This window comes from Methylophilus sp. Leaf408 (assembly GCF_916856905.1).
Taxonomy (GTDB): Bacteria; Pseudomonadota; Gammaproteobacteria; order Burkholderiales; family Methylophilaceae; genus Methylophilus.
Map to the genome: position 1 here is coordinate 886,992 of NZ_CAKASK010000001.1, position 23,464 is coordinate 910,455.

Annotated in this window: 23 protein-coding genes; 8 read left to right on the top strand and 15 right to left on the bottom strand. The window is 48.3% G+C overall.

Annotated elements, in window-relative coordinates:
• Window positions 1-85 precede the first annotated feature (85 nt).
• From tilS to dnaE, 3 genes are read right to left on the bottom strand one after another with little or no spacing between them, the layout of a single operon-like run.
• The gene (gene tilS, locus LPA26_RS03920) at window positions 86-1,552 is read right to left on the bottom strand and encodes a tRNA lysidine(34) synthetase TilS (protein ID WP_229007409.1); all 1,467 of its coding nucleotides are present in this window, start codon (window positions 1,550-1,552) and stop codon (window positions 86-88) included.
• A 2-nt stretch (window positions 1,553-1,554) separates the two neighbouring features.
• Window positions 1,555-2,550 (bottom strand): acetyl-CoA carboxylase carboxyltransferase subunit alpha, encoded by a 996-nt coding sequence (locus LPA26_RS03925; protein ID WP_055825162.1) that lies wholly within the window; start codon window positions 2,548-2,550, stop codon window positions 1,555-1,557.
• 23 nt (window positions 2,551-2,573) lie between these two features.
• The gene (gene dnaE, locus LPA26_RS03930; RefSeq protein ID WP_229007410.1) at window positions 2,574-6,053 is read right to left on the bottom strand and encodes a DNA polymerase III subunit alpha; all 3,480 of its coding nucleotides are present in this window, start codon (window positions 6,051-6,053) and stop codon (window positions 2,574-2,576) included.
• 184 nt (window positions 6,054-6,237) lie between these two features.
• Between dnaE and tpx (LPA26_RS03935) the strand changes: the two genes are divergently transcribed.
• Both tpx (LPA26_RS03935) and tpx (LPA26_RS03940) read left to right on the top strand, forming a co-directional pair.
• A complete protein-coding gene (tpx, locus tag LPA26_RS03935; RefSeq protein ID WP_229007411.1) occupies window positions 6,238-6,744 on the top strand; it encodes a thiol peroxidase in 507 nt (168 codons plus the stop codon).
• 86 nt (window positions 6,745-6,830) lie between these two features.
• Window positions 6,831-7,331 carry a thiol peroxidase gene (gene tpx, locus LPA26_RS03940; protein ID WP_055825171.1) on the top strand — a complete coding sequence of 167 codons (501 nt, stop codon included), beginning with the start codon at window positions 6,831-6,833 and terminating at the stop codon, window positions 7,329-7,331.
• A 119-nt stretch (window positions 7,332-7,450) separates the two neighbouring features.
• Here the strand turns inward: tpx (LPA26_RS03940) and fabF are convergent, their stop codons facing one another.
• The 8 genes from fabF to LPA26_RS03980 form a co-directional block, all read right to left on the bottom strand.
• Entirely contained in the window at window positions 7,451-8,683 is a 1,233-nt protein-coding gene (gene fabF / locus LPA26_RS03945; protein ID WP_229007412.1) for a beta-ketoacyl-ACP synthase II, read from the bottom strand.
• Between the two features lie 51 nt (window positions 8,684-8,734).
• Window positions 8,735-8,971 (bottom strand): acyl carrier protein, encoded by a 237-nt coding sequence (gene acpP / locus LPA26_RS03950; RefSeq protein ID WP_055825178.1) that lies wholly within the window; start codon window positions 8,969-8,971, stop codon window positions 8,735-8,737.
• 118 nt (window positions 8,972-9,089) lie between these two features.
• The gene (fabG, locus tag LPA26_RS03955) at window positions 9,090-9,830 is read right to left on the bottom strand and encodes a 3-oxoacyl-ACP reductase FabG (RefSeq protein WP_055825180.1); all 741 of its coding nucleotides are present in this window, start codon (window positions 9,828-9,830) and stop codon (window positions 9,090-9,092) included.
• 28 nt (window positions 9,831-9,858) lie between these two features.
• The gene (gene fabD, locus LPA26_RS03960; protein WP_229007413.1) at window positions 9,859-10,782 is read right to left on the bottom strand and encodes an ACP S-malonyltransferase; all 924 of its coding nucleotides are present in this window, start codon (window positions 10,780-10,782) and stop codon (window positions 9,859-9,861) included.
• A gap of 82 nt (window positions 10,783-10,864) precedes the next feature.
• On the bottom strand, window positions 10,865-11,806 hold the full coding sequence (locus LPA26_RS03965; RefSeq protein ID WP_305080460.1) for a beta-ketoacyl-ACP synthase III: 942 nt from the start codon (window positions 11,804-11,806) through the stop codon (window positions 10,865-10,867).
• A gap of 58 nt (window positions 11,807-11,864) precedes the next feature.
• A complete protein-coding gene (plsX, locus tag LPA26_RS03970) occupies window positions 11,865-12,917 on the bottom strand; it encodes a phosphate acyltransferase PlsX (RefSeq protein ID WP_229007414.1) in 1,053 nt (350 codons plus the stop codon).
• Window positions 12,918-13,137: 220 nt separating this feature from the next.
• Window positions 13,138-13,317, bottom strand: a complete 180-nt coding sequence (gene rpmF, locus LPA26_RS03975; RefSeq protein ID WP_018985326.1) for a 50S ribosomal protein L32 — start codon at window positions 13,315-13,317, stop codon at window positions 13,138-13,140.
• Window positions 13,318-13,477: 160 nt separating this feature from the next.
• Window positions 13,478-13,990: a DUF177 domain-containing protein gene (locus LPA26_RS03980; protein WP_229007415.1), complete on the bottom strand. Its 513-nt coding sequence runs from the start codon at window positions 13,988-13,990 to the stop codon at window positions 13,478-13,480.
• 324 nt (window positions 13,991-14,314) lie between these two features.
• Between LPA26_RS03980 and LPA26_RS03985 the strand changes: the two genes are divergently transcribed.
• From LPA26_RS03985 to LPA26_RS04005, 5 genes are all read left to right on the top strand, one after another.
• Entirely contained in the window at window positions 14,315-15,733 is a 1,419-nt protein-coding gene (locus LPA26_RS03985) for an acetyl-CoA carboxylase biotin carboxylase subunit (RefSeq protein WP_055825188.1), read from the top strand.
• A 34-nt stretch (window positions 15,734-15,767) separates the two neighbouring features.
• Entirely contained in the window at window positions 15,768-17,618 is a 1,851-nt protein-coding gene (oadA, locus tag LPA26_RS03990) for a sodium-extruding oxaloacetate decarboxylase subunit alpha (protein ID WP_229007416.1), read from the top strand.
• Between the two features lie 73 nt (window positions 17,619-17,691).
• A complete protein-coding gene (locus LPA26_RS03995; RefSeq protein WP_229007417.1) occupies window positions 17,692-18,291 on the top strand; it encodes a Maf family nucleotide pyrophosphatase in 600 nt (199 codons plus the stop codon).
• Between the two features lie 101 nt (window positions 18,292-18,392).
• On the top strand, window positions 18,393-19,820 hold the full coding sequence (locus LPA26_RS04000) for a DUF4139 domain-containing protein (RefSeq protein ID WP_229007418.1): 1,428 nt from the start codon (window positions 18,393-18,395) through the stop codon (window positions 19,818-19,820).
• Between the two features lie 126 nt (window positions 19,821-19,946).
• The gene (locus LPA26_RS04005) at window positions 19,947-20,660 is read left to right on the top strand and encodes an SAM-dependent methyltransferase (RefSeq protein ID WP_229007419.1); all 714 of its coding nucleotides are present in this window, start codon (window positions 19,947-19,949) and stop codon (window positions 20,658-20,660) included.
• Between the two features lie 4 nt (window positions 20,661-20,664).
• Here the strand turns inward: LPA26_RS04005 and LPA26_RS04010 are convergent, their stop codons facing one another.
• Window positions 20,665-21,105: a helix-turn-helix domain-containing protein gene (locus tag LPA26_RS04010; RefSeq protein WP_229007420.1), complete on the bottom strand. Its 441-nt coding sequence runs from the start codon at window positions 21,103-21,105 to the stop codon at window positions 20,665-20,667.
• Window positions 21,106-21,323: 218 nt separating this feature from the next.
• On the opposite strand from LPA26_RS04010, the gene LPA26_RS04015 reads away from it, so the two are divergent.
• On the top strand, window positions 21,324-21,740 hold the full coding sequence (locus LPA26_RS04015; protein WP_229007421.1) for an ester cyclase: 417 nt from the start codon (window positions 21,324-21,326) through the stop codon (window positions 21,738-21,740).
• Between the two features lie 83 nt (window positions 21,741-21,823).
• Here LPA26_RS04015 and LPA26_RS04020 read toward each other — a convergent pair whose 3' ends face one another.
• The 3 genes from LPA26_RS04020 to LPA26_RS04030 form a co-directional block, all read right to left on the bottom strand.
• Window positions 21,824-22,588, bottom strand: a complete 765-nt coding sequence (locus LPA26_RS04020) for a bifunctional 2-polyprenyl-6-hydroxyphenol methylase/3-demethylubiquinol 3-O-methyltransferase UbiG (protein WP_229007422.1) — start codon at window positions 22,586-22,588, stop codon at window positions 21,824-21,826.
• A 237-nt stretch (window positions 22,589-22,825) separates the two neighbouring features.
• The gene (locus LPA26_RS04025) at window positions 22,826-23,062 is read right to left on the bottom strand and encodes a PEP-CTERM sorting domain-containing protein (protein WP_370634313.1); all 237 of its coding nucleotides are present in this window, start codon (window positions 23,060-23,062) and stop codon (window positions 22,826-22,828) included.
• Window positions 23,010-23,387, bottom strand: coding sequence for a hypothetical protein (locus tag LPA26_RS04030; protein WP_229007424.1), 378 nt, complete (start codon window positions 23,385-23,387; stop codon window positions 23,010-23,012). The genes LPA26_RS04025 and LPA26_RS04030 overlap by 53 nt, the downstream gene beginning before the upstream one ends.
• Between the last annotated feature and the right edge of the window lie 77 nt (window positions 23,388-23,464).

Here is a 23,464-nt window from a genome sequence, read left to right on the forward strand (position 1 = left end):
AAATCAGATGGTGTATAACAACCATTAAATTGGCTGTAGATAACCAATTTTATGGTTGTTATTGGTTGCAAGCAACCATTTTTTATCAAGTAGGTAGTGGTTGCAGTGTGATTTCCAGGCCATAAGCATTACGGCCAGGTTGCCAGGCGGCATCTACTGCGAGCGAGGTGAGCGATACAAGGGTTGGGGTATCTGATTCTGACGAACTGACATGAACGACTGGATAAAACGCACGTTGCCATGGCGGAATTGCCAGCATTTGGAAAATAACTTTTAATTCCCTGCGTGGTCGTTTGGCGTCCGGCTGTAAAGTCTCACCACCAGATCTGGGCAGCAACATTAATTCAAGGTTTTCAAACTTAGGTAACACTTGCCCATAGCGCCGGTGCAACGTGATAGCTGCAGGATTTACGCCCAAACGTGCAAGGGCAATTCCCCGCCCTTTACTGACTTTGAAATGCACTTGCCAGTCACCCCAAATTTGACTTTTGCCGCCCTGCCACACCAATTGCGTTTTAGGTAATGCGCTAGGCTTGCCAACACAATAAAGGCGCTGCTGATAATGGTGCAAATAGGCCAGGCCTCTACCGGCTTGCCCGTGTAAAGGCAGATGCAGATACCGATGCGGTTTTACCGTAGATAGTTGTTGCCAGTAATCCTGCAATTGTTCGGTATTAGGCATGCGCAAATCAAACTGCTGAAACCAGTACCGCAACATGTTTTTTGCACGTACATCGCCCAATAACCGCAGGCGCTGGATATCTACAGACTGACCTAACCACTCCTCCCGCACATCGCATGCAGAAATATCCTGATTGGCTAACGTATCGAGCAAGATTTGCGCTTCAGCCATATGATAAGCACAACGTGACAAAGCGCTATCTAACTGCGGATAACGTTCGCGCAGAACAGGCATTGCCGTTTGACGCATAAAATTACGGTCATAACTTGTGTCTGTGTTACTTTCGTCCTCTACCCACTGGCACTGTAACTCATGAGCGAGCTGTAAGATATCTGCCTTTTTAACTTGTAATAATGGCCTTAACAGATGGCGATCCGCATCCCACTCACTCATGGCTGAAAGCCCCTTGACGCCGGCGCCACGCACAAGTTGTAAAAGTAAGGTTTCGCTTTGATCCTGCAAATGATGCGCAGTGACTATGGCATGCGCAGCAAGCTTTTGCCGCTGCTGCTCAAGCGCCTCATAACGCGCCTCGCGTGCGGTAGCTTCGACGCCTAGCCCGCTGCGAGAATCGACATGTACTTTCTCAGCATAAAACGCTACACCGATTTCTCTACACACGCGTTCACACAAGCTTAGCCAATCATCTGCATGTGGGCTCAACCCGTGATGAATATGCATGGCAGAAAGCGTAAATGGTAACTCCGCAGAGAGCTTTGCCAGCCTATGTAGTAAAACAATAGAGTCGACACCGCCACTTAGCGCAAGCAGCAGGTGCGAAGGTGATGTGAGGTTTTTTTGTGCAGCCAGAAAAGAGGCAATGCTCTTTTCCAGCTTTGCAGATACAACGGATGCAGCGTTATTTGTCACTGTTATTTGTCAGTGGCAGCTTTAAACTTACCGTAGCTCATCAAACGCTGGTAACGAGTTTCCAGCAGCTGCGGTATTTTTTTGGATTGCAAGGTTTTAAGTTGCTGGGCGATAGTCTGGCCAATACGCTCCATCACCTCTTCATAGTTGCGATGCGCGCCGCCTAATGGTTCACTCACTATGGTATCAATCAGGCCCAGCGATTTCAGGCGATCAGCGGTAATACCTAATGTTTCGGCTGCGTCTGAAGCTTTGCTGGCACTTTTCCAAAGAATAGAAGCACAACCTTCAGGTGAAATGACTGAGTAAGTTGAATACTGCAACATATTTAAGTGATCGACTACGCCTAAGGCTAGCGCACCACCAGAACCACCCTCGCCGATCACAATGCCAATAATTGGGGTTTTGAGTTCTGCCATCACATACAGGTTACGCGCAATCGCTTCGGATTGACCACGCTCTTCTGCGCCAATACCCGGGTAAGCCCCTGGAGTATCTATTAGCGTGATGATAGGCATATGAAATTTTTCGGCTAAGCGGAACAAGCGCAAGGCCTTACGGTAGCCTTCTGGACGCGGCATACCAAAATTACGGTATTGGCGCTCTTTAATATCGCGGCCTTTTTGATGACCGATCACCATCACCGGGATACCTTTAAAGCGGGCGATGCCACCAACGATTGCCGGGTCATCGGCAAAGGCGCGATCGCCATGTAACTCCTGGAAATCAGTGAACAGGGCGTTGATATAATCCATGGTATAAGGTCGCTGGGGATGGCGGGCGACCTGTGAAATTTGCCATGCAGTTAAATTCTGGTAGGTGTCCTGCAGCAGCTTATTATTTTTCTTTTGCAACAGATCCAGCTCTTTGGAAATATCCAGCGAATCATGCTCGTCATGAGATGACTGCAGCGCTTCAATGCGCTTTTCAAGTCCGGCAATGGGTTGCTCGAAATCAAGATAAGTCAGTTTACTAGGCGTCAAACGTTTGGCACTCATTATGAATTCTTTAGTTAAAAAGTTCAGGCATTATAAAGGATTTTGACATTTTCTTTTGACAACCAGCCTTGTAAATTCAGTAGCAGGTCATCGTGTAACACCACTTGCCAGTCATCGCCCAGCATCAGGCTAACCTGGGCTGACTGGTTATGGTAATCCACTTTGATCGGACAGCGCTTTTGCTCTTCATTGGCATAGCGATAAGGTGTCAGCACTGTCATCAATCGTTGCAGGTCGGATTGACCATTGCAACTTAGTGTAAGCATCTGCGCAAACCGGTTGCGGACGGCGGCCAGGTCATATAATTTTCTGGCACTGACGCGAATACCTCCGGAAAACTCGTCATTGGAAATGCGCCCCTCGACGATCAATAACTGATCTTCCTTGATCCACTGTGCGTGTTGCATCAGCAATTCAGAGCCCACCACCACATCTGCTCTACCGACCGCATCATCCAGGGTGACAATGGCCATTTTGCCACGCTGGGTCATGCGTACCCGCACGCCCATCACCACACCCGCGAGCAGCTTAGGCTCATTTTGCGGTGCGAGCTCTCCCAGGTTGCCTTTGATAAACGGCCCCAACTGTGATTTATAGCTCAGGTAAGGATGCCCGCTGAGGTAGAAACCCAGCGCTGCCTTTTCTTCCTGTAACGCCTGCTCAGGGCTCCAGGGCGTGACTTCAGGCAGTTGATGCTGTGTCTCGACCACACCGCCAAATAGGCAATCTTGCCCGGCATGCGCGGCTCTTTGCTCAGCCGCACTGATAGCCCCATCCAAGCCTGCCAGCAACGCAGCACGATTTGGCTCAAGCTTATCAAAAGCACCCGCCCTAATCAGTGATTCCATCACACGCCGGTTCACTTTGCGCAAATCCAGGCGCTGGCAAAAATCAAAGATATCCTTGAATGGTCCGTCGGCTTCGCGCGCAGCGACGATCAAATCAATCGCCGCACCGCCTGTACCCTTGATTGCACCCAAGCCATATAAAATCTGCTGGGTACTCATAGGCTTGAATTGATAAATGCTGGCGTTCACATCCGGTGGCAATACTTCCACATGGTTGCCGGCACAATCATCAAAAAACGTATGCACGTTATCGGTATTGTTCATGTCGGCAGACATGGTCGCGGCCAGAAATGCGGCCGGATAATGTGCTTTCAGGTAAGCGGTATGGTAAGCCACCAATGCGTAAGCAGCGGCGTGCGACTTGTTAAAGCCGTAGCCGGCAAATTTTTCCAGCAAGTCAAACAGGTCGTTAGATTGCTGCAAGGTCAATCCATTTTTAAGCGCGCCTTCATTAAAAATCTCACGCTGTATAACCATTTCTTCAGGTTTTTTCTTACCCATGGCGCGCCGCAGCAAGTCAGCACCACCGAGACTAAACCCGGCCACTACCTGCGCAATCTGCATCACCTGCTCCTGGTAGACAGCAATACCGTAGGTTTCTTTCAGGATAGACTCAGTGGATGCATGCGGATACTCGACACGTTGCGTACCGTGCTTGCGTCGGCAGAAATCGGGGATCAGGTCCATCGGACCTGGCCTGTACAGCGCCACCAGCGCGATAATATCTTCAAACAGGTCGGGCTTGGCTTGTTTGAGCATATCCTTCATGCCGCGCGATTCCAGCTGGAATACCGCAGTGGTATTCGCTGTTTTCAGCAGATGGTAACTACGCTTGTCGTCCAGCGGAATGGTTTCAAAGCTTAACGGTGGTAACTGCTCTTGCGCGCGCTGCGCATTGGCATTTTCTAACGCCATATTAAGGATCGTCAGTGTACGCAAGCCTAAAAAGTCGAACTTGACCAGACCGACTGCTTCGACGTCATCTTTATCGTACTGGCTAACCAGACTGTCGCCATTGGGCTGGCAATAAACCGGGGAGAAGTCTGAAATCTTGCCTGGCGCAATTAATACACCACCGGCGTGCATACCGATGTTTCTTACCAAACCTTCCAGCCGCAAAGCCAAAGAAAGTAATTCTGCGACCTCTTCTTCTTTTTCGCGGCGTTCCTGAAGTTGCGGCTCTTTCTCAAGCGCGGATTCAAGAGTAATGCCCAGCTCAAGCGGAATCAGTTTGGCGATGCCGTCTACAAAATTAAATGGCAGATCCAGAACGCGGCCAACGTCGCGGATCACCGCCTTGGCGGCCATGGTACCGAAGGTGGCGATTTGGGACACCGATGCCAGGCCATATTTGTTTTTAACGTAATCGATGACGCGATCACGCCCTTCCTGGCAGAAGTCAATGTCGAAGTCCGGCATCGAAACCCGCTCAGGATTGAGGAAACGCTCAAACAGCAGGTTATATTTCAGAGGATCAAGGTCAGTAATACCAAGGCTGTAGGCGACTAACGAGCCTGCACCGGAACCCCGGCCAGGCCCCACCGGCACGCCATTATTTTTAGACCAATTGATAAAATCGGCCACGATAAGGAAGTAGCCAGGGAAACCCATCTGGATAATAATGCCGCACTCAAACTGCAGGCGCTCTTCATATTCAGTGCGCTTCTGCTCGCGTTTTTCCTCATCGGGGTACAGGTACATCAGCCTCTTTTCCAATCCTTGTTTTGACTGGTCAATCAAGAAAGCTTCCAGACTTTCACCATTCGGTGTGGGGAAGTCAGGCAAATAACTTTTACCCAAAGTCAGTGCCAAGTTACAACGTTTGGCGATTTCCACTGCGTTTTGCAGAACAATCGGCATGTCTGCAAACAAGGCCTGCATCTCTGCCTGGGTTTTGACATATTGGGAAGCGACGAAGCGCTTAGGCCTGCGCTTGTCTGCCAGCACATACCCTTCAGCAATACAGGTACGCGCTTCGTGCGCCATAAAATCATCAGGTGTTTGAAACTGGATCGGATGTGTCGCCACCAAAGGTAAATCGAGTTGCTGGGCAATGAAGGCTGTTTGCTGTATTAATTGCTCCTGGGCACGCGACTCGGGGCTCCCGGCATCGTGCACACGTTGCACTTCCAGATAATACCGCCCCTGGAACACTTCTGCCCAATTCTGCGCGGATTGCAATGCCAGTGCCTGGTTACCAGCTTGCAAAAGCTGGCCGATATCCCCTGCATTAAAGCCTGACAACATTAACAGGCCGGCATTTTTTTCTTCCAGCCACTCTGGTTTTAATTCTGCCCGTTCACGGTATTGGTTTTCAAGATAAGCGCGGCTCAACAGCTCACATAAATTGCGATAACCCTGCTGGTTTTGCACCAGCAATAACATGCGGTGTGGCTGGTCGCGCTGTATGGTGTTTTCTACCCAAACATCGCAACCCAATATTGGTTTCAAGCCTTTGCCACGCGCAGAATTATAGAATTTGACCGCGCCAAAAAGGTTGGCAAGATCGGTCAAAGCAAGCGCCGGCATGCCATCCTGCTTGGCCGCTTTGACGTAATCGCCAATGCGCACGGTGCCGTCCACAATGGAATATTCACTGTGACAACGCAGGTGAATAAATGCGGGTGGTGACGGTGGAGTTTGTGGCGATTCCATAGGGTTATTTTACCCGCCATCGACTTTTTTGTACTCATCCGAAATATAAATAATCTGGTTGACAGCGCTGAATCGCCGCCCAATCAAGGCTTAATCTATGGTCTTAACATATGCAAAAAGGACTTAAGTCCATCATGAATATGCACTATGATGTCAGGCTTGTAGATAATTAGGCTTGTTTGATATGTCGCATGCTATTTCATTACTTGATGAGCCTATTCTGATAGAAGACAATTTGCCGAGTGTGGGTGATATTTTGCCGTTCTTCCAGCTCGTGAATCACTTACTGGAAGACATTACCCTGGAATCCTTTCAGGGCAAACGCAAGATCCTGCATTTCTTCCCTGGTATTGATATCCCAATCAGCGCGCACAGCGTGCGTACATTGGATAAGCTTGGGAAAAGCTTATCCAATACAGTGATCCTGAATATTTCACCAGATCTGCCATTTACCATGACACGCTTTGCCGAAGCCGAAAATTTAACGCATAGCATCAACCTGTCCACCCTGCGTGGACGCGATATGTTTAAAAACTATGGCGTACTGATTATGTCCAGCAAACTGGCGGGATTACCGGCGCGGGCACTGATGGTGGCGGATGAGAATGACAAGATCTTGCATGTGGAATTAGTGAATGACTTGACCACAGAGCCAGACTTTGGCGCTGCCCTTAACCTGCTTGCGCGTTGATTACCTTATTTTTTATAAGGTTGATTGCCACCGCATGAAGCGCTACAGTAGCTACTTTTAACACTTAACCCGTTTTGGAGAACACTATGGCAAGCGTAACGCTTAAAGGTAACCCGGTCGCTGTTGGCGGAAAATTTCTGGCAGTAGGTGATACCGCACCTGACTTTCAATTGGCGGATGCTAAGCGCAACCTGGTAGGCCTGGATGCCTATGCTGGTAAACGTAAAGTGCTGAATATTTTCCCTAGCATTGATACGCCGACTTGTGCTACTTCCGTGCGCACCTTCAACAAAGAGGCCAGCAAGGCCAGCAACACAGCAGTATTATGTATCTCTGCCGATTTGCCATTTGCACAAAGCCGTTTCTGCGGCGCAGAAGGTTTGGAAAATGTAGTGACTTTGTCGACTTTCCGTGACACAGAAAAATTTGCCACCGACTATGGTGTTTTTATCACTGATAGTAGTCTGGCTGGCTTAACAGCCCGTGCTGTGGTTGTGCTGGATGAAAACAATAAAGTACTTCATAGCGAGTTAGTAAGCGAAATCGCTAACGAGCCTAATTATGAAGCTGCCTTGGCAGTTCTGTAACTATTGCATCGTTTAGTAGGCAGGCTAAAAGCAGCCTACTAAATGCTAAAATTTGCTTAGTTCAGTAAATAAAAAAGCCAGCTCGCGCTGGCTTTTTTATTTGCAACAGTCAGATGTATTTAAACACGCTTAAACAACAGACTACCGTTAGTTCCACCAAAGCCAAAGTTGTTTTTCAAGGCATATTCAATCTTCAAATCACGTGCTGTGTTGGCACAATAATCCAGATCACATTCGGGATCCTGATTGAAAATGTTAATGGTTGGTGGCGATACCTGATGGTAGATTGATAACACCGTAAATACAGACTCCAAGCCACCTGCACCACCTAGTAAGTGACCAGTCATTGATTTAGTAGAGTTAACAACCAAATTATAAGCATGGTCGCCAAAAGTGGCCTTAATCGCATTGGTTTCGTTGGTATCACCCAAAGGTGTTGAAGTGCCATGCGCGTTCATAAACTGTACCTGGTCAGGGCTCACGCCTGCATTTTTCAGTGCATTGACCATGGAGCGGCGTGGGCCGTCCATATTGGGTGCAGTCATGTGATAAGCATCGGCACTCAAACCATAGCCTGACACTTCAGCATAAATTCTTGCGCCACGTGCTTTGGCATGCTCGTACTCTTCCAGCACCAATACTCCAGCGCCTTCCCCAATGACAAAGCCATCACGGTCTTTATCCCAGGGACGACTTGCCGTCGCCGGATCATCATTGCGTCCAGATAAGGCGCGCGCAGAGGCAAAGCCCCCAACGCTCAGCTCTGTAATGGCTGCTTCTGCACCGCCAGCAACCATGACATCCGCATCACCATATTCAATCATACGTGCTGCTTCACCAATGCTATGCGTGCCAGTGGTACAGGCAGTCACAATCGCAATATTTGGCCCTTTCAGGCCCAACATGATCGACAGATTACCGGAAATCATATTGATGATAGTGCCAGGAATGAAGAATGGCGAGATTTTGCGCGGGCCACCATCGTCGTAATTGTCGTTGGTTGACTCGATCAAACCCAAGCCACCGATACCTGAACCAATGGTGACACCGATGCGCTCGGCATTGGCTTCTGTCACTTCGAGACCGGAATCCTTGAAAGCTTCCAGGCCAGCTGCCAGGCCATACTGGATAAATGTATCCATGCGGCGGGCATCTTTGGCCGGGATAAAGTCTTCAGCATTAAAGCCTTTGACTTCACCGGCAATTTGCGATGCAAATGGCGTTGGATCAAATTTGGTTATACGGGCAATGCCTGATTGACCAGCGATAAGATTGTCCCAGGCGTTCTGGTAACCAATCCCTACTGGAGACACCACGCCTAAGCCAGTTACTACTACTCTGCGTTTGGTCATAATAGAAATCAGCCCTCTTGCGAGGGCTGATTAAAGAATTAAGTCAAAGAATTACTTAAGGTTGGCGCTGACGTAGTCAATCGCTTGCTGAACGGTTGTGATTTTTTCAGCTTCTTCGTCAGGAATTTCGCAATCGAACTCTTCTTCCAAAGCCATTACCAATTCTACCGTGTCCAGAGAATCTGCACCCAGATCATCCACGAAAGATGATGTGTTTTTAACGTCAGCTTCGTTTGCACCTAATTGTTCACAAACGATTTTCTTTACGCGTTGTTCGATGTCGGACATCTAAAATACCCCTTATTGATAAGTGTCGTGTTCAGTAAACCGGTATTCTAACAAATGTTGCCTAGAATACCAAAAAACTATTGTTAAAAAGATATGGCAATAGACTTACCATATCAAACTATGCGCAGTACATGCCGCCATTTACATGTATGGTTTCACCGGTAATGTAAGCAGCAGCTGGTGAAGCCAGAAAAGCCACGGTCGCAGCAATTTCATAAACCTGCCCCAGACGGCCAGCGGCGATACGCTCAAGCATTTTTGTCTTGATGTCATCTGACAACTCGGCGGTCATATCGGTTTCAATAAAACCAGGCGCCACACAGTTTACAGTAATGTTGCGGCTACCTACCTCTTGCGCCAATGACTTGGTAAAGCCGGTCATGCCTGCTTTAGCCGCAGCATAATTGGTTTGGCCCGCATTACCCATGTGCCCGACCACGCTTGAAATATTAATGATGCGGCCCTGACGTGCTTTCATCATCGGGCGCAACACTGCCTGACTCATGCGGAATACTGATTTCAGGTTGGTGTTCAGCACAGCATCCCAATCATCATCTTTCATGCGCATCAGCAATGTGTCTTTGGTGATGCCTGCATTGTTTACCAGGATAGTCACATCACCATAGAGCTCGGCAATTTTTTTCAGCACAGCATCGATCTGTTCCGGCTGCGTCACATCCAGCGCCATGCCTATACCATTTACGCCCGCAGCTTTGAGGGAGGTGGTAATCGCATCTGCGCCACTGGCGGATGTGGCCGTACCAACGACGATTGCACCCTGCTTACCTAACTCTTGCGCAATGGCAGCGCCAATGCCGCGACTAGCGCCGGTCACTAAAACTACTTGTTGATTCAGCATCATTTCTCCTTCACACAGCGTTTTTTTATTATTGGTTTATAAAGGTTTGTATGGACTCTTCGTTTACCAAAGCCACACAACTCATCTCAGCGACTATACGTTTTGCAAGACCGGTCAAAACTTTGCCGGGACCAGCTTCAGCACTGCTTAAAACTTGTTGCGCAGCCAGTTGCTGCACTGTCTCTACCCAACGTACCGGGCTATATAACTGGCGCACCAAAGCATCTTTTATCTGTGCTGCATCGCTGTAACCCGCGACATCCGCATTGTGCAAAACCGGCACTTGCGGTGACTGCACAGCGACATTCTGTAAATAATCATGTAATTTTTCAGCGGCAGGCTTCATTAGTTCGCAGTGTGACGGCACGCTGACTGGCAATGGCAGTGCACGTTTAGCACCCTTGGCTTTAGCCAGCTCCATTCCACGTTCAACCGCCGCTTTATCCCCTGCAATAACCACTTGCCCAGGAGAATTAAAGTTTACAGCCTGCACTACCTGGCCTTGCGCAGCTTCGCTACAGACCGCACGCACAGTCTCATCGTCCAAACCTAAGATAGCTGCCATGGCGCCCTGCCCTTCAGGCACGGCTTGCTGCATGACTTCTGCACGGAATTTAACCAAAGGCAATGCCTCTGCAAAGCTTAGCGCGCCAGCGGCGACTAAAGCTGTGTATTCGCCTAAACTGTGTCCAGCCATCGCTACCGGTTGCTTGCCACCAAGGCTTTGATAGACGCGCCAGGTTGCAATACCGGCAGTGAGCATGATTGGCTGCGTATTCTGGGTCAGGTTGATTTCATCATTGGCTTCAGTCGCCATTTTCCAGAAATCTACCCCTAATACCGAGGAAGCCTCTTCAAATGTTTGCTTAACAATAGCGTGAGACTCAAGCCCTTGCATCATGCCCACAGATTGTGAGCCCTGGCCTGGAAAGAAAAAAGCAAATGTAGACATAAGAGTAAGAATATTAAATTAATTATTTAAAAACAGATAGTTGGCTAAGAGTTAAGTTTTAGTGAACAACTTCCATCTTCACTTAAAATTTAACGAGTGCAGAGCCCCAGGTAAATCCACCACCAAATGCTTCCATTAACAGAATGTGCCCGCGCTGGATACGGCCATCCCGGACGGCGGTATCTAATGCGAGTGGGATGGAAGCTGCAGAAGTGTTGCCATGGCGATCAACCGTAACGATCACTTTGTCCATGGACATATCGAGTTTTTTGGCAGTGGCTTGCAGAATACGGATATTGGCCTGGTGCGGAACCAGCCAGTCAATATCGGATTTCTGCATGTCATTCGCTTTGAGCGTTTCGTCTACAATCTGGTCTAGTGTGTTGACCGCAATTTTGAATACCGCATTGCCTTCCATGACGACTGTATCTGGCCCATCTGGATTTCGTGGCACATGTAGCTGGTTTTCGTAACTGCCATCGGCGTGAATATGGGTAGACAACACGCCAGGCTGGTCACTGGCCTGCAGGATCACGGCGCCAGCGCCATCACCCCATAAAATACAGTTACTACGATCTGTGTAATCGCAAATACGGGTAAAGGTATCAGCCCCGATCACCAATACATTTTTATGCTGGCCTGAGCGCATGAAATGCGTGGCGGTGGCCAGTGCATAGATAAAACCGCTGCATACTGCCTGCACATCAAAGGCCGGACAGCCAGCAATCCCCAGCTTGCGCTGGACCATAGTGGCGACACTGGGGAAAATTTTATCTGGGGTAGTCGTCGCAACGATCATCAGGTCGATGTCCTGTGCCTGAATGCCTGCAGCCTCAATCGCATTCAGCGCAGCTTTGGTTGCCAGGTCACTGGTGAGCTCATCTGTGACACGGTGACGCTGTTTAATACCTGTCCGGGAAAATATCCACTCATCGGTGGTATCGACCAATTTTTCCAAATCCACATTGGTCAATATATTGGGTGGCAGATAGCTGCCGGTCCCTGCAATTCGTGCGTAAATCATGGGTGCGATTATGCCTTAAATGGGTAAAAACGCCTAACAGAACAATGGCATGAGCGCGCTACGGCTCTTCCGCCGTCGCCAGATGTTCGATTTCAAGCTGGGATTGAATGCGCTTCAGAACACCACTTTGCGCTTCTTCCATTGCCACGTGAATAGCATGGTAAAAACCAACCTTGTCTGCGCCGCCATGGCTCTTCACCACAATGCCACGCAAACCCAGAAAGCTGGCGCCATTATAAAGGCGAGGGTCCACACGCTTTTTAAATGCCTTTAATACCGGGAAAGCACCAAGCGCCATTAACTTAGTCAGCCAGTTGCGTTTGAATTCCTGGGTCAGGAATTTACCCATCATATGTGCCAAGCCTTCAGTGGTTTTGAGGGAGACGTTGCCGACAAAACCATCACAGACCACCACATCAGTAGTGCCCTTGAAAATATCGTCACCTTCAACGTTGCCATAGAAATTCAGATGGCTACCACGCAATAACTCTGCCGCTTGTTTGGCAACTTCATTACCTTTAATATCTTCCGAACCAATATTGAGCAAGCCGATGGTCGGGTTAGGTTTATTGTTCACACAACTGACCACCATGGCACCCATAATTGCAAACTGGTATAAATGCTCTGGCGTACAATCCGCATTTGCACCCAAATCCAGCATAAAGGTGCTGCCTTTTTCAGAAGGCAAAGTAGAAGCAATCGCCGGACGGTCAATCCCCGGCAGGGTTTTGAGGACAAAACGTGCCGTCGCCATCAAGGCACCGGTATTGCCTGCACTGACACAAGCCTGGGCCTCACCGGTTTTCACCATGTTGATAGCCACCCGCATTGAAGAATCTTTTTTATTCTTCATAGCGCTTTGTGGTGACTCATTCATCAATACCACTTCAGACGCATGATGCACGCGCAGGCGTGGGCCAGCGGAAAGATGCAGGACTTTGAGTTCTGCCTCGATGGCATTCTGCAGGCCGACCAGAATAATATTGAGATTAGGATTTTCGTTCAGGATACGAACTGCCGCAGGCACAGTCACATGTGGACCGTGATCTCCTCCCATTGCATCAATTGCAATCACAACTTCCTGAGATTGCCCGTGTTGACTTGTACTCATGTTATTTCCCAAGTTTACTAACACACGATTTAGTTTATGCGCTGTATTACCGGCACAATCATTATCTGTACACTAGTTCATTCATTCGCCAGCATCTGAGCACTCTTCAATCTACGCATGCCTTGCAGGGCACAGGAAAAGTAGTCGCTTGCGCCAGATACACAAACGCCGCGCATTTTGTGCGCGGCGCAGTTTAATACCTTAATGCTTTACCAGCGATTTACTCGCCTTTTGCAGGCATCACTTTACGGCCACGGTAAAAACCGTTAGGGCTTACGTGATGACGCAAATGTACTTCACCAGTCGTTGGCTCGATTGCCAAAGGTGGGTTTGTCAAGAAGTCGTGTGAACGATGCATACCACGCTTGGACGGTGTCTTTTTGTTTTGCTGAACTGCCATTTTAAATTACTCCAAAATTAACCGCCGCAATTTGCAAATGGGCAGTTTAAAAACCAGAATTGCTACCTAATCCAGCATTATAAAATATTCCAGAGACAACTGCAAACAAATAGTGCAAACGTCGCTTTTCATTGGATATTTTATCTTCAAGTTTAAATTTTTACTTATTCAACTTTAGATTTTTAAGCGCTGCGAAAGGATTAGGTTTTTCACCAGCGGTCTTTTGCAAAGGCGCGCACTCTTCTTCGTGCATCACTGCAATAGGCAAAGCCATTAGCAACTCATCTTCCACCAGCGATTCAAAAGTGGATTCAGCGTTCGATTCCAACCAGTCAACATCTTCATCTTCAAGCAACGCTTCAGGCGGCTCGTCACAAACCGCAAATTCAAAATGCACATCCAAGGCTTGCGGCATCGGCGCAAAACACCGTTGGCAAATAAGGGGCAGATTTGTTTGCAACATGAGAGAAAGCATGGGTAATTGCGTATCACCAAAATAGCGCGGTGGCAGGCCTTGTAGCTGATAGGCCACCGAAACTGCTGACAACGCTTTCGTATCATCCACACCGAGCTCCCGCAAGGCCTGCTCCAAACGGTTAAGCGATGCCATCTCCAGCACACCTTCGGTATGTTTTTGCTGTCTGGCTATTTCCAGATAACGCGCATTCGACAAAGAAAAACTCCTTTTATTTACAGGCTATTTAATATAGCAAACTATACAGTGATTGACGAATCCTTCCATACAGACACTCGCGCCCTGTTTACTTCATACTATTTAAGGCGCAGGTTTTTTGTTATAATGGCGTCGCTTCACGCAGTGCTCTTTATCAAGAGCGCAACTATGGTGCGGTGTGTATTATCAACCCTACTTCTGGTGGTCAAGATAGTACAAAACCACAACCTAACTAGCCCAAACAGTCTTGATACAAGGTTTAAAACCGCGTAAAAGCTGGTGCTACTAAAACTCTGTCCTTTTTTCTTGCTTTAAGGGTAATGTGTGTTTAAGAAAATTTTAGTCGCGAATCGCGGTGAAATTGCGGTGCGCATTGTGCGCGCGTGTTCGGAAATGGGCATTAAATCCGTGGCCATTTATTCCGACGCCGATCGCCATGCATTGCATGTCAAAAAAGCTGACGAGGCCTACAACATCGGCTCTGACCCGGTTGCGGGTTACCTGAATGCACATAATATAGTGAATATTGCCGTGGCTGCGGGCTGTGATGCCTTGCATCCAGGCTATGGTTTCCTTTCCGAAAACCCGGAACTTGCTGAAGTATGTGACCGCCGTGGCATCAAGTTTATTGGCCCGGAAGCGCATGTGATTCGCCAGATGGGTGATAAGATTCAAGCACGTAATGCCATGATCGATGCAGGCATTCCATGTGTACCAGGTAGCGATGGCAATCTGGAATCACTGGATGCAGCCGTCGCATTAGCAAAAAAAATTGGTTACCCAATCATGTTGAAAGCCACTAACGGTGGTGGTGGTCGCGGTATTCGCCGTTGCGACAGTGAAAAAGACTTACTAAGTAACTATGACCGCGTGATTTCTGAGGCCAGCAAGGCGTTTGGCAAGCCAGAAGTGTTCCTGGAAAAATGTGTCGTACATCCGCGTCATATTGAAGTACAGATTCTGGCTGACTCGCATGGCAATGTTATTCATTTGTTTGAGCGCGATTGCTCTATCCAGCGCCGCAACCAGAAGCTGATTGAAATTGCACCATCCCCTCAGCTTTCCCAAGCGCAGCGTGACTACATCGGTGGTTTAGGCGTAAAAGCAGCCAAAGCGGTTGGTTACGAAAATGCCGGTACCGTCGAATTCCTGCTGGATTCCGACAACAATTTCTACTTCATGGAAATGAACACCCGCTTGCAGGTGGAGCATACCGTGACTGAAACCATTACCGGTGTGGATATCGTACAGCAACAGATTCGCGTTGCTGCCGGTTTGCCACTGCAATACAAGCAAAGCGAGATTGCTTTCCGTGGTTTTGCCATGGAATACCGTGTCAATGCAGAAGATCCGCAAAAAGACTTTCTGCCCAGCTTTGGAAAAATCACCCGTTACTATGCACCTGGCGGTCCCGGCGTGCGTATGGATGCCGCGATTTATAGTGGCTATGTTATTCCGCCCTACTATGACTCCATGTGCGCCAAACTGACTGTTTGGGCTTTGGACTGGGAAGGCGTGATTGAGCGCGGTCGCCGGGCATTGAATGACATGGTGGTGTATGGCGTGAAAACCACGATTCCTTACTACCAGCAAATTATGTTGCACCCGGATTTTCGTGCCGCCAATTTCAACACCAGCTTTGTAGAGCAACACCCCGAGCTGACTGAATATGACGTCGGGTTACCAAAAGAGTTGATGGCCGCAGCGATCGCTGCCGCGATTGCCGCCCACGAAGGCATTTAATTAACGTATCGCAGATTATTAGATCGACAAGATTATGAGCAAAATACATATCACCGAACTCGTTTTAAGAGATGGTCACCAATCCCTGATTGCGACGCGCATGCGTACCGAAGATATGCTGCCTATCACCAGCAAACTGGATGATATTGGTTTCTGGTCTCTTGAAGCCTGGGGCGGGGCCACTTTTGATGCCTGCGTGCGCTTTCTGAAAGAAGATCCGTGGGAGCGCCTGAGCAAGCTGCGTAAGGCTTTGCCTAACACGCCTATCAATATGTTGCTACGTGGTCAGAACCTGCTTGGCTACCGCCATTATTCAGATGATGTGGTACATGCCTTTGTAAAACAGGCGGCTGATACCGGCGTCGATGTGTTCCGTATCTTTGATGCAATGAACGATATCCGCAACCTGAAAACTGCGATTGAAGCGGTCAAAAACGTTAAAAAACATGCGATTGGTACCTTGTCGTTCACCACCAGTCCGGTGCATGACGTGGCCTACTTCGTCAATATGGCCAAAGAGTTGGAAGCCTTAGGTTGCGACAGTATTGGCGTTAAAGATATGGCCGGTTTACTCACACCAACATTGGCTGGCGAACTGGTAAGGGAATTGAAAGCCGCAGTCAGCGTGCCAGTGCATATGCACAGCCACGCTACCTCTGGTTTAGCCAGCATGGTCATGCTGAAAAGTGTAGAAAACGGCGTAGACATTATCGACACCTGCAACTCTTCTTTCTCCGAAGGTGCCAGCCACCCGACGACCGAGAGCCTGGTCGCTGCTCTGCGCGGGACTGAATACGATACCGGCCTGGATCTGGGCAAATTACAGGAAATCACTGCCTACTTCAAAGACGTACGCAAAAAATACTGGCAGTTTGAAAGCGAATTCACTGGGGTAGATACCCGTGTACTGGTTAACCAGGTGCCGGGTGGCATGATCTCCAACCTGTCTAACCAGTTGAAAGAACAAGGCGCGCTCAACCGCATGGATGAAGTACTGGCTGAAATCCCGCGTGTACGTGAAGACTTGGGTTTCCCTCCATTAGTGACGCCTACTTCACAAATCGTAGGCACACAGGCAGTGTTGAACGTATTGACCGGTGGCCGTTACAAATCCATCACTAACGAAGTAAAGAACTACCTGCTAGGTCAATACGGTAAAGCGCCAGCGCCTGTGAATGCAGAAGTGCGCCAGAAAGCAGTTGGCGATGCAGAAGTGATTACCTGCCGCCCTGCTGACCTGTTGCAACCAGAAATGACCAAGTTGCAAGGTGAAGCCGAACGCTTTGCCAACAATGAAAAAGATGTGCTGACCTATGCCATGTTCCCTGATATCGGCCAGACTTTCCTGCAAGAGCGTAATGCCGGTTCACTGCAACCTGAGCAATTACTTAGCAAAGAAGCAGTGACGCAGCAAACCGCTGCTGCACGCTACGCACCGAATGAATTCAATATCACATTGCACGGTGAAACCTACCATATCAAACTGACTGGTAGCGGCCATGCTGGTGAAGAGCGCCGTCCTTACTACGTAAAAGTAGATGGTATCTCTGAAGAAGTCTTCGTTGAAACCCTGGACGAAATGGAAATCAGTGATGGTGGTAATTCCAACGGTGGCAAGAAAAAGGCAGCTGCCGTGACTTCCAGCGGTCGCCCTCGCCCTACCCATCCAGGCTGCGTGACTACTGCCATGCCAGGCACTATTGTGACCGTTAAAGTCAACGTTGGTGACAAAGTGAATGCCGGTGATGGCGTACTGGTGATCGAAGCCATGAAGATGGAAAACGAAATCCAGTCCAGTAAAGCAGGTACAGTGGTCGCAATACACGTAGCCAAAGGCGATAGCGTAACGCCAGACGAAACATTGATTGAAATTCAACCTGATTAATAACCAGAGTAATCTACCGGTTTCATCAAAATGCTAAAATCCCCGAATATCCTTCGGGGATTTTTTTATCCTAATGACTAAGCCAACCCTAATTCTTGCTTCTTCCTCCCGCTACCGTCGCGAAGTCCTGGAAAAACTGCACCTGCCATTTGAATGCGTGTCGCCTGGTATCGACGAAACGCCACTAGCGAGCGAAAGTCCGGAACACACTTCTTTAAGACTAGCTGAAAGCAAGGCGCTAAAAGTGGCAGAGAGTTACGCAAATGCCCTGATCATCGGCTGCGACCAGGTAGCCACGGTGGATGGTTTGCAAATAGGCAAACCAGGAAATCATAAAAACGCAGTCAAACAACTCACCATGCTCAGTGGCAGAGAAGTGGTTTTTCATAGTGCTTTATCTTTGTATGACAGCGCCAGCCAGCAGATGCAATCGACTATCGTGCCCTACTACGTTAAATTCAAAACGCTGACGCCCCTACAGATCGAAACCTATTTACGCTTGGAACAACCCTACGATTGCGCAGGCAGTGCCAAATCCGAAGGCATGGGCATCGCGCTGCTCGACTATATGCGTGGGGACGACCCCAATGCTTTAATTGGCCTGCCTTTAATTGCACTGGTCAACATGCTGAAGCAAGCTGGCATTGATGTCTTATCCCTGCCACGTACCTAGCTTATAGTTAAATATCAGAGCGAACGCTGTTAACTTTTGAACGGCAGCCGCGTTTACAAAGTCACAAGCATACAAGCACACACAACAACGAGAGGATATTCATGCGACTCAGCTCCCTGCTACTTTTATCACTGGGTAGTTTTTCACTCGCTCACGCGGAAACGGCCATCATCAGCCCGCAATCAGATCAAACCGGTGTCGCCGTCACGATCTACAACGAAGATCTGGCCCTGGTCAAAGATAGCCGCAAACTCAAATTGAATAATGGCTCATCCGCTTTGTCATTCCGTGATGTCAGCGCTCAGATCAAGCCGGAAACAGCCCTGCTACGCAGCCTGTTGCCGAATACCAGCCTGCAAGTGCTGGAACAAAACTTTGATTTTGACTTGCTCAGCCCGCAAACATTACTAGAGAAATTTGTTGGCCAGCAAGTCAGCGTCATTAAAACCAACCCAACCACCGGTGCCGAAACTGAAGAAACCGCCACCGTCCTCTCAGCACAAAACGGCATCGTGCTTAAAATCGGCAATCGTATCGAAACAGGCTTTCCAGGCCGCATCGCCTATCCGAATGTGCCTGGTCAGCTGAGAGATCGCCCAACCTTGACCACGCAGGTGCAATATAAGGGTGCTGAACAAGCCAGTGTGGAATTAAGCTACCTCACCGGCGGCCTGAACTGGAAAGCCGATTACGTCGCTGAACTCAGCAGTAAGGAAGACACTATAGACCTGTCAGGCTGGGTCACCCTGAACAACACCAGCGGTACTTCCTACCCGAATGCCAAAGTGCAATTAGTGGCCGGCGATGTCAATCGCGTGCGCGAAGCCATCCGCCCGAAAACCATGATGATGCGCTCGGAAGCCATGGCGGCGGATGCGCCAATGCCAACTGAGCAAGGCTTGCTGGAATACCATCTCTATACGTTGCCACGCACAACCAGTATTGCCGAAAATCAGACCAAGCAGGTGGCACTGCTCACCGCCCAGCAGATTCCTGCGCGTAAAGAGCTGGTGTTAACCGGCGCTGATTACTACTATCAAGGCCAATACCGTGACGTAGAGAAAAAGCAGAAGGTGCAGGTCTATGTCGAGTTTGAAAACAAGGAAAGCAGCAAACTAGGCATTCCATTACCCAAAGGCACCATGCGCGTTTACAAAAAGGATAGCGATGGCACTGCACAGTTTGTCGGTGAAGACCAGATTGATCACACCGCTAAAAACGATACCGTGCGCCTCAAATTGGGCAATGCGTTTGATGTCACCGCAGAACGCGTGCAAACCGATTTTAAAAACCTGAACAAAAGCAATAACCAGGTGCCGCTGTATGAAAGCGCCTATGCCATCACCCTGCACAATGCCAAAAAAGAAGCGGTCACGGTCAACGTGCAAGAGCCGATCAATGGCGACTGGAAGATCCTGAATGAATCGCAGCCGCACAAAAAAACCAGTGCGCATCAGGCCACCTGGAAAATCAACGTTCCCGCTGAAAGCGATGTGACGCTTAAATATCGCGTACAAGTGAAGTATTAAATGATTTGCCGTTTCCATCTAATGGAAAACGGTGATCTATCAAGCTAAAAAAGCATCCTTTCACAAGGATGCTTTTTTTATGTCCGTCGTGGGATAATTCAGCTTAATCAATCAAACACCATACCTATGACAACCGGCACGCTTTATTTCATTCCCGTTCCCCTGGCAGAAGATACTTCGCCGCAACAAGTCGTGCCGCCAGAAGTGATCAGCCGCATGCATAGCTTGCAGCACTTCATTGTCGAGAACGAAAAAACCGCCCGCCAGTTTCTGGCCGCCAGCGGCCATCCGACGCCGATTCGAGAGTTGACGTTTAGTCTGCTGAATAAAGATACTCAGCCAAAAGAATTACCTGCCCTATTACAGCCCCTGCAACAAGGGACTGATGTCGGCCTGATGAGTGAAGCAGGCTGTCCCGGTATCGCAGACCCCGGCGCTGCCCTGGCAGCCATGGCGCATCAAAAAGGCATACGCGTAACGCCGTTAATTGGCCCCAGCAGTTTGTTATTAGGCTTAATGGCAAGTGGGTTAAATGGCCAACGGTTTACGTTTCTGGGCTATTTGCCAAGTGACAAAGCTGAACGCATTAAAGCGATCAAAGGGATTGAGTTTGATTCCAAGAAACAGCAGGCAACGCAATTGTTTATAGAAACGCCCTACCGCAATCAGCATATGCTGGAAGACCTGGTTGCCAGCCTGCAACCGCAAACAAAGTTATGCGTAGCCTGTAACATCACGGCAAAGAATGAATTAATAGTGACAAAAACGGCAGCAGAATGGAAAAAAACCCCGTTACCAGATGTTCATAAACAACCAACGGTTTTTTTGCTGTTGGCATAAACATTCAAAAACGAACTTTTCTCACCCCATCTGTCTGCGGTTTGAGCGCTTCCTGCGCTATGTTGTCATAATTTTGCTGAGCCTCTAGCACTTCCTCAATATGTGTCTCTGACCAAACTCGCAATGCTGCCAGCAAACCAACAAGTGTTTTACCCAATGCAGTAATTGTATATTCCACCCGGGGTGGAACAGACGGGTAAATTGTTCTCGAAACTAATCCATCCCGCTCAAGGCCCCTCAGCGTTTGCGTTAGCATCTTTTGCGAGACTCCACCAATCTCACGGTGCAATGTATTAAAACGTTTGGTTTCACTCTCAAGCAAGCCAAGCACCAGTACTGTCCATTTATCCGCAATCCGGTTAAGCATCAGTCGCGTCGGGCATTCTGCCTGATATGCATTCCAGCTACTCGCGATCTGCAGAGGTTGCTCAGTGTCATCTAGCATCGTCTTTTCCTTTTGAATCCAAAACTTATTAAGTGGGTATTAAGTGCATAAGTTACTTTAAGGTGCCTACTTACTAAAAGTAACTTATGGAATTATGATGCGCAACTCCATCACAGACAAGTGTTATGCAATTGCTTAAAGGAGAACTGATGAATCTGTTCAAACGCATATTGAATGCATTGATTTTGACAACACTGATAACGAAAGGAACTACTCTCATGGCGCAAGACGTAACCCAACAAAACAAACAACTACTGGCAGATTTCGCCAATGCTGTTTTTGTGAAAAAAGACTTCACTCAACTGCCGAAGTTTATGCAGCAAGGCTATATTCAACATAACCCGCTGGTGCCACAAGGATTAAGCGGATTTCAAGCTTTTTTTGCGGATTGGTTTAAAGCAGCCCCGGACTGGCACTATCAGCTGGAAAAACTGGTCGCAGAGGGTGATACGGTTTGGGCGTATGGTATTTATTCAGGAACGCAGCAAGGTGACTGGTTAGGCATCCCTGCAACCGGCAAGCATTACAGCATCCATGCAGTGGATATTTTCAGAATCGAGAATGGCAAACTGGCAGAACATTGGGATGTGCTGGATACGTATGGGCTATTTAAACAACTAGGGGTTATTCAATAGTCACTATTTGACGCTAGATAGATGAAGCCTGTTAATAACAGGCTTCATCATTTTAGATCAGCGATAAAGCTTTATTACCATTATTAAGCTGTATTACGCTTATTTATCTTGCGGCATACAAGCAGCACCTCATCCACTCCTTTGGTGTCTATCATGCCAGTAACAAGGTCGAGTTTCTTCTGGAAACGTACACCCATCGGCATGAATACATTGTTATACCACCATAGCGCGCGTTTACGCCTATGGGTGAGAAACCACATGCCGAGATCAAGCAGGCGTGACGATTTCGGCTGCATACCGTAAATAGCACTTTGCTCGATTTCAAAATCATATTTGGCAAGCTTAGCGACTAGAGATTCTGGTTCGTAACGGCGACAGTGCCCGACAAAGTCGTCAAAAGCTGTCCACTGCGATGGATGCAGCGGCACCGAGAGCAGCAATGTCGCACCAGGTGCAGCCACACGCGAAAGCTCGGATAAAGCACCATCGTCGTCATCAACATGCTCGACAATATCGAAAGCGCATACCAGGCCGAATATGCCATCCTCAAACGGCAACGCCGAAACCAGGCCCTGCATCGCATTTGCTCCATGCGCCTGCAGCTTGGCAACTGCTGGTGCGCTGATATCCACGAAATGTGTGCCCTGAATAGGTAATCGCGGTCTTAAACCCGGAGCGATTTCAAGACGAGTTTTAGATTTGGAGATTAAAGATGAAACTAGCGGCCAGGTATTGAAGCGCTCAGGGCTAACTAGCCGCGCATCCGTCCATAGCGGGTCGTAGAATTGCCGGTTTGCTTCAATGAGTTCGAGGTCTTTACTGACATTGGATGGCGCTAGATTTATCATGCAGGCATACTAACAGCAGATTTGAAATAGCAGGAAAAAACATGCATCACGAATCGCTGCGAGTAGCCAAATGCTTGCTTCCAATCTTATTTAGTCTCAATCAGTGCATACTGGAAGACGTGATTGCTAACCTTCAATCACTAAAGTCACTTCTACAAGACGGACAAAAAAACTGACAATGTTCTTTCTGCTAGCTTAAGCAGAAAGTGTTTTTCTAGCTAATGCGAATAGGCTGAATCAAGCTAAACGACGACGTTTCACCATCCCGACAATGCACAACCCGGCTAACAATAGTGAATAGCTCTCAGGCTCAGGAATAGCGGATGGGGTAATGGTAGGTATTTGTATCTTCGGTGGTAGCTCAGGGGCAGTGAGAGGGCCACCACGCGGCGGTACAAGTGGCACACCATCAAGAAATACTTTACCGGAAAAATTCAGATTGTTTTCGGATATTAAAGGTAATCTCACTACCACTTACTAAAGTGATGACCCCTGAGAAACTGATGTCTCTCGCTTTAAGAGTAGTTTCAGATACGAACAGATTTAAATAGCCACCAATATTGATAAAGCTGTTTGCGATAATCGAGAAAGAAGCATTCTGTGTATTGCCATAGATATCAATGCCACCGCCAGGCATGATATTTAAAGATGACAAATCAAATATATCGCCATCATTGACATACAAAGTCTCGCGTTGGTCAACAATCAAAGACTCGCCAGAGGCAGGCATCACCAAAGCGTGGCTCAGATTGGCAAAAAAAACCAGATTAACCAGCAAAACCGTTTTTAATAAACTCATATTCACTCGCGATTTCTTTTAATTTTTATCAATCAAGAAAATATCAGAAATCGGTTGATTCAAAGATGACTGTTTAG

Bases quoted from the DNA above. Each gene is read 5' to 3' on its own strand.
- LPA26_RS03925 (WP_055825162.1), bottom strand. From the start codon at position 2,550: ATGAGTGCCAAACGTTTGACGCCTAGTAAACTGACTTATCTTGATTTC.
- dnaE (WP_229007410.1), bottom strand. From the start codon at position 6,053: ATGGAATCGCCACAAACTCCACCGTCACCACCCGCATTTATTCACCTG.
- tpx (WP_229007411.1), top strand. From the start codon at position 6,238: ATGTCGCATGCTATTTCATTACTTGATGAGCCTATTCTGATAGAAGAC.
- tpx (WP_055825171.1), top strand. From the start codon at position 6,831: ATGGCAAGCGTAACGCTTAAAGGTAACCCGGTCGCTGTTGGCGGAAAA.
- fabF (WP_229007412.1), bottom strand. From the start codon at position 8,683: ATGACCAAACGCAGAGTAGTAGTAACTGGCTTAGGCGTGGTGTCTCCA.
- acpP (WP_055825178.1), bottom strand. From the start codon at position 8,971: ATGTCCGACATCGAACAACGCGTAAAGAAAATCGTTTGTGAACAATTA.
- fabG (WP_055825180.1), bottom strand. From the start codon at position 9,830: ATGCTGAATCAACAAGTAGTTTTAGTGACCGGCGCTAGTCGCGGCATT.
- fabD (WP_229007413.1), bottom strand. From the start codon at position 10,782: ATGTCTACATTTGCTTTTTTCTTTCCAGGCCAGGGCTCACAATCTGTG.
- LPA26_RS03965 (WP_305080460.1), bottom strand. From the start codon at position 11,806: ATGATTTACGCACGAATTGCAGGGACCGGCAGCTATCTGCCACCCAAT.
- plsX (WP_229007414.1), bottom strand. From the start codon at position 12,917: ATGAGTACAAGTCAACACGGGCAATCTCAGGAAGTTGTGATTGCAATT.
- rpmF (WP_018985326.1), bottom strand. From the start codon at position 13,317: ATGGCAGTTCAGCAAAACAAAAAGACACCGTCCAAGCGTGGTATGCAT.
- oadA (WP_229007416.1), top strand. From the start codon at position 15,768: ATGAGCAAAATACATATCACCGAACTCGTTTTAAGAGATGGTCACCAA.
- LPA26_RS03995 (WP_229007417.1), top strand. From the start codon at position 17,692: ATGACTAAGCCAACCCTAATTCTTGCTTCTTCCTCCCGCTACCGTCGC.
- LPA26_RS04000 (WP_229007418.1), top strand. From the start codon at position 18,393: ATGCGACTCAGCTCCCTGCTACTTTTATCACTGGGTAGTTTTTCACTC.
- LPA26_RS04005 (WP_229007419.1), top strand. From the start codon at position 19,947: ATGACAACCGGCACGCTTTATTTCATTCCCGTTCCCCTGGCAGAAGAT.
- LPA26_RS04010 (WP_229007420.1), bottom strand. From the start codon at position 21,105: ATGCTAGATGACACTGAGCAACCTCTGCAGATCGCGAGTAGCTGGAAT.
- LPA26_RS04015 (WP_229007421.1), top strand. From the start codon at position 21,324: ATGGCGCAAGACGTAACCCAACAAAACAAACAACTACTGGCAGATTTC.
- LPA26_RS04020 (WP_229007422.1), bottom strand. From the start codon at position 22,588: ATGATAAATCTAGCGCCATCCAATGTCAGTAAAGACCTCGAACTCATT.
- LPA26_RS04030 (WP_229007424.1), bottom strand. From the start codon at position 23,387: ATGAGTTTATTAAAAACGGTTTTGCTGGTTAATCTGGTTTTTTTTGCC.